The following is a 4,428-nucleotide window of genomic DNA, read 5'->3' on the forward strand; positions in this document are numbered from 1 at the left end:
CTTTATATCCTTTGCCTTTATATCCTTTGCGGTCGTAGTTATCATAATGTGCTGCATCCTCTTCCATCCCCCAGGCATTGCGGTAATAATGTTCATCTACAATTTCGGGCTTGCGAATGGTTAATTTACCTCTGCTCCCAAGCCAGTCCTTGCCGCCCATGCTTGCAATACAGTGAAGGTTAGGGTATTTGGCTTTAATGCCATCATAAAACTGGGCGTAACGTCCGTCATAGCTGCCAGACACATCAAATCCGTCTTCGTTACCAATCTCTACATAGCTGAGTTTAAAGGGTGCCGGGTGCCCATCTGCCGCCCGTTTAGCACCCCAGTAGGTGTGTACGTCGCCCGTAACATACTCAATCTCATCCAGCGCGTCATCTACATATGGCTTTAAAAGCGGGCCTGCGTCCACATGGTCGCCGTCGAGTGAATAGCCGGCATAAACGGCAAGCAGTGGTTCCATTTTCAGGTCTTCGCACCATTCTAAAAATTCAAGTAAGCCCATTCCGTCACTCGGGCGGTAGCCCCATGAGCCCGTATGGCCGGGGCGATTTTCAAGCGCGCCTAAAGTGGTCTTCCACGGAAAAGCATCGTTCAACTTCGGCCCTTCAAGGAAATTACCGCCTGGAAAACGTAAAAAGCGGGGTTTCATATCAGCCAGTAACTTCATGATATCTACCCGGTTCCCATTCGGGCGGCTATGGTAAGTTGGCGGAAATAACGAGACGAGGTTAAAATAATAAACCCCGGTACGGTTTGTCGAAATAACAAAACGGGCGTCAGTCGTTGGTTTAACACCAGCGCCGGTTGTTAATTTAAGTTCATATTTTTTCCAAAAGGGGCTTTTTATCAAATTAATAGTCCCCGAAGCATATACCGTTTTACCGTCATTGCTTTCTATACTTACGGTTATAGGCCCGGCAGTGTTATCAGCAATTACAGGAAGAGGGGTTGCAGGCTTGGGGTCCCAGGGGCTGGCGGGGAGTGGCCCGCTTGCTGCACCCTTTATATAAAACGAAGCGTTATAAGTTGTATTAGGCAAAACAGGTATGCCCCAATAACCTTCATTTGCAATACCGGCCCTACCGTCGCCGGTATCCACCATTAGTTTTAAACAGGTGGTTAACGCGCCATTAATTGCATGGCGCCGCTGATCGATGGGTACATTGCCGGGGTTTGGGGCAACTAATTGAATGGTGGCCTTCGCAGCACCTTCCCTGATCAGGCTCCATGCTTCCGGCGTATTGGGGTTGTCCTTAAATATCCTGTTTCTGATCAGCTCGGCATACAACCCCCCATCGTACGAATGGTTGATCTCTTCGGTCATCAACCCATACAGTTGCGGACTTACATTTGCGCCGGGCCTGGTTAAATCAAGCGTTAGCTTAGGGGTCTGTGCTTTTACGCCTGTTGTTGTGAACAGGAACAGGCACAAACTTAAAATGGGTAATAACTTTTTCATCGTGAAAGTTTATATTATTAATTGTTTTTTTTACACTTATTTTATAAGGCCAACGGGTCATCTTCCATTGAAAATTATTTCTCAGTTTATCGGTATTGGGTTTATTTAACCAGGATTTTTACTGTTTTTGAAATATTGCGTGATGAATTACCTAACTGAAGAACAAATTCGCCAGCTTCAACTTTCCATGATTTTGTTGTTTCGTCATAAAAAGCCAAATCACCAACCTTTACATCCAGTTCAACTGTTTTTGTTTCGCCGTGCTTTAAAAATATCTTTTTAAAACCTTTAAGCTCTTTTTCGGGACGTAAAACCGAACAAACCGGATCGCTTACATATAATTGCACAACATCAGCCCCATAACGGCTGCCTGTGTTTTTAATGGTGAATTTTGCGTGGATGGTTTCATTTTTCCCGTAGCTTTTTTTGTCAGCCGAAAAATGACTGATAGAAAAATCAGTATAGGAAAGCCCGTAACCAAAAGGGAATTGGGGTTCAATTTTCTTAGTGTCGTACCAGCGGTAGCCAACCAATATGCCCTCTTTATATTCGGCCGTTGCGCCGGTACCCGGATAAGTATTTAAGGCGAAAGCAGGGGAATCTTTTAACGATACAGGAAAAGTAAATGGCAACCTGCCTGACGGGTTTACTACTCCTGTTAAAACATCAGCAAGTGCGTTTCCTGCTTCTGAACCGTTAAACCACGACCAAACAACCGCATGATTGTTTTTTTTGATTTCATTCAAATTATACGGAGCGCCGGCCATTATCACAATAATGGTATTGGCATTAACGGCTGTAACCGCGTTAACCAATGCCTGTTCGCCAAAAGGCAGTTCCAGGCTTTTACGGTCATGGGCTTCACTTTCATACTCACGATTGGAACCGATACATAAAATGGCAACATCGCTGGTTTTCGCAAGCGCTACCGCCTCATCAATCAGCTTTTGATCGGGCTGGTCGTAGCCACGATTTTGTTCATCACTATTACTTGCCAGGTAGTTTGCTTTATAACCCTGGGCAAAGCTGATGCTGGCTGTTTTGCCGAACCTTGATCGTATACCTGCTAACGCAGTTATTTCATATTTAGCTTTTACACCGGCGCCATACCCCCCCAAAGCAAATGTACGGATGGCATTATCGCCAATGACGGCAATGCTTTTAATATTACCTGCTTTTAAGGGCAACAAATGGTTGTCGTTTTTTAGCAGGACTATAGATTCTGAGGCAATATCATAGGCGGCTTTGGCATGCGCCGGTGTAGCGATAGACCCTGCAGGATGATTGGTACTCATGGAGGTATGGTACATCACCCACAAAATCCTGCGAACCTTATCGTCAATTGTTTTTACCGGAACCCGGCCTTCCTTAACAGCTTTAAGTAAGGGCTGGGCAAAATACCACTGATCATACGGGCCGCTTGAGCCCATTTCTATATCCAGCCCGTTGTTGGCCGCTGCAACGGTATGGTGCGTCCCGGACCAATCTGACATGACCACTCCTTTAAAGCCCCATTCGTTTTTCAGCACTTTATTTAATAAAAAATCATTCTCGGAACACCAATAACCATTCAGCTTATTATAGGCCGACATAATGGTGTAGGCATTACCCTGCTGTATAGCTGCTTTAAATGCCGGGAAATAAATTTCGCGCAATGCCCTTTCATCAACTATGGTGTTTACGCTATCGCGGTTAAGCTCCTGGTTATTGGCGGCGAAATGTTTTATACAAGCTGCTACATGCCGGCTTTGAATCCCTTTTACAGCCCCGACCGCCAACAGGCTGTTTAAATAGGGGTCTTCCGAATAATATTCATAGGTGCGGCCGCAAAGCGGCATCCGGCAGATATTGAATGCGGGTGCAAGCATTATATTCTTTTTACGGGCATTGGCCTCCTCGCCTATAACTACCCCGTATTTATTTGCCATTGCGGGGTTCCAGGTAGCCGCTATGGCCGAACCATTTGGTAAAAACGTGGCAGAATCGATTGTCCAGTTAGCCGATGCCCAATCAAAGCGCTTTATTTCTTCGCGTACACCCAAGGGGCCATCATCGCACGTAAGCTCCGGGATACCTAAACGGCTTACACCTGCGGAAGAAAACAGCGCGTTGCCGTGAAGCATGTCTATTTTTTCTTCCAGCGTCATTTTGCTGACGATGCTGTTGATCTTCGCATTTAGCGCAACCTCGCTTTTGTTTTGTGCCGAAACGCCGCCGGCCACGAAAAATGCCATAAAACAGGCAATAGTATATTTCATAAAATATTATTTCTTCTCTTTTTGTTCGTTATCGTTCAGCATACGCTGTGCATTTGCCATTCCTATTATCAGCAGCGAAAAAAAAAGCATACAGCTGCAGGTTATCTTTACTATTTTCAACTTTGGTATTAATATATTCATGGGTTAAGATTTTTTAATAAAGTTTACCAGGATAACATCATTTTCCCGGATATCAAACTCCTGGGAATACCCGGAATTAGGCTTGATTTCAATTTCCCGTTTTGCAACAGGAGAGCCATTTTCTTCTTTTAACTTTTCAACTTGYTGCCTGTTCAACTGTCCAGGCCTGCCCATATCCACATAACGTGTATAGGCATCGTTCATYCTATAACCTACTTTATAAATTTCCATAGTATATTTTCCGGCAGGYACATGCGATARRTTTATTTTCACTTTGCCTTTTGATTTGGCCGGCAAATCTTTTATATAATAAGCCTGATTATTGACAGAATCCGGTAAAGTGTAGGTATAATCCCACAATAATGCCTGGATATCCCCTTTATCATTTTTACAAACCCATGAACGTGTGTCTGTATTGGCTAATTCRGTTCCTCCAAGCTTATTCATAAACTTATAAGAATAAAAAGCAGGCTTGTTTATGCCTTGAATGTTGAGTAAACCAAAACCTCCATGAAAAGGTGTAAACCGCGGACCAGGTTCTTCAAAAACATCGGTAAAAACCCAGTA

4 protein-coding genes are annotated in these 4,428 nt (G+C 44.3%); all 4 read right to left on the bottom strand.

Annotated elements, in window-relative coordinates; translation table 11 throughout:
• The coding region (locus tag AC1DQW_RS27155; protein ID WP_477456922.1) for an alpha-N-arabinofuranosidase at positions 1–1,462 on the bottom strand (1,462 nt) is incomplete at its 3' end.
• Between the two features lie 101 nt (positions 1,463–1,563).
• A complete protein-coding gene (locus AC1DQW_RS27160; RefSeq protein WP_477456923.1) occupies positions 1,564–3,720 on the bottom strand; it encodes a glycoside hydrolase family 3 C-terminal domain-containing protein in 2,157 nt (718 codons plus the stop codon).
• A 6-nt stretch (positions 3,721–3,726) separates the two neighbouring features.
• Positions 3,727–3,861, bottom strand: coding sequence for a hypothetical protein (locus AC1DQW_RS27165; protein ID WP_477456924.1), 135 nt, complete (start codon positions 3,859–3,861; stop codon positions 3,727–3,729).
• A 3-nt stretch (positions 3,862–3,864) separates the two neighbouring features.
• Positions 3,865–4,428 (bottom strand): GH39 family glycosyl hydrolase (locus AC1DQW_RS27170; RefSeq protein WP_477456925.1); only part of this gene is annotated, 564 nt, incomplete at its 5' end.

It is taken from the genome of Mucilaginibacter sp. P5_A4, assembly GCF_056400605.1.

Bases quoted from the DNA above. Each gene is read 5' to 3' on its own strand.
- AC1DQW_RS27160 (WP_477456923.1), bottom strand. From the start codon at position 3,720: ATGAAATATACTATTGCCTGTTTTATGGCATTTTTCGTGGCCGGCGGC.
- AC1DQW_RS27165 (WP_477456924.1), bottom strand. From the start codon at position 3,861: ATGAATATATTAATACCAAAGTTGAAAATAGTAAAGATAACCTGCAGC.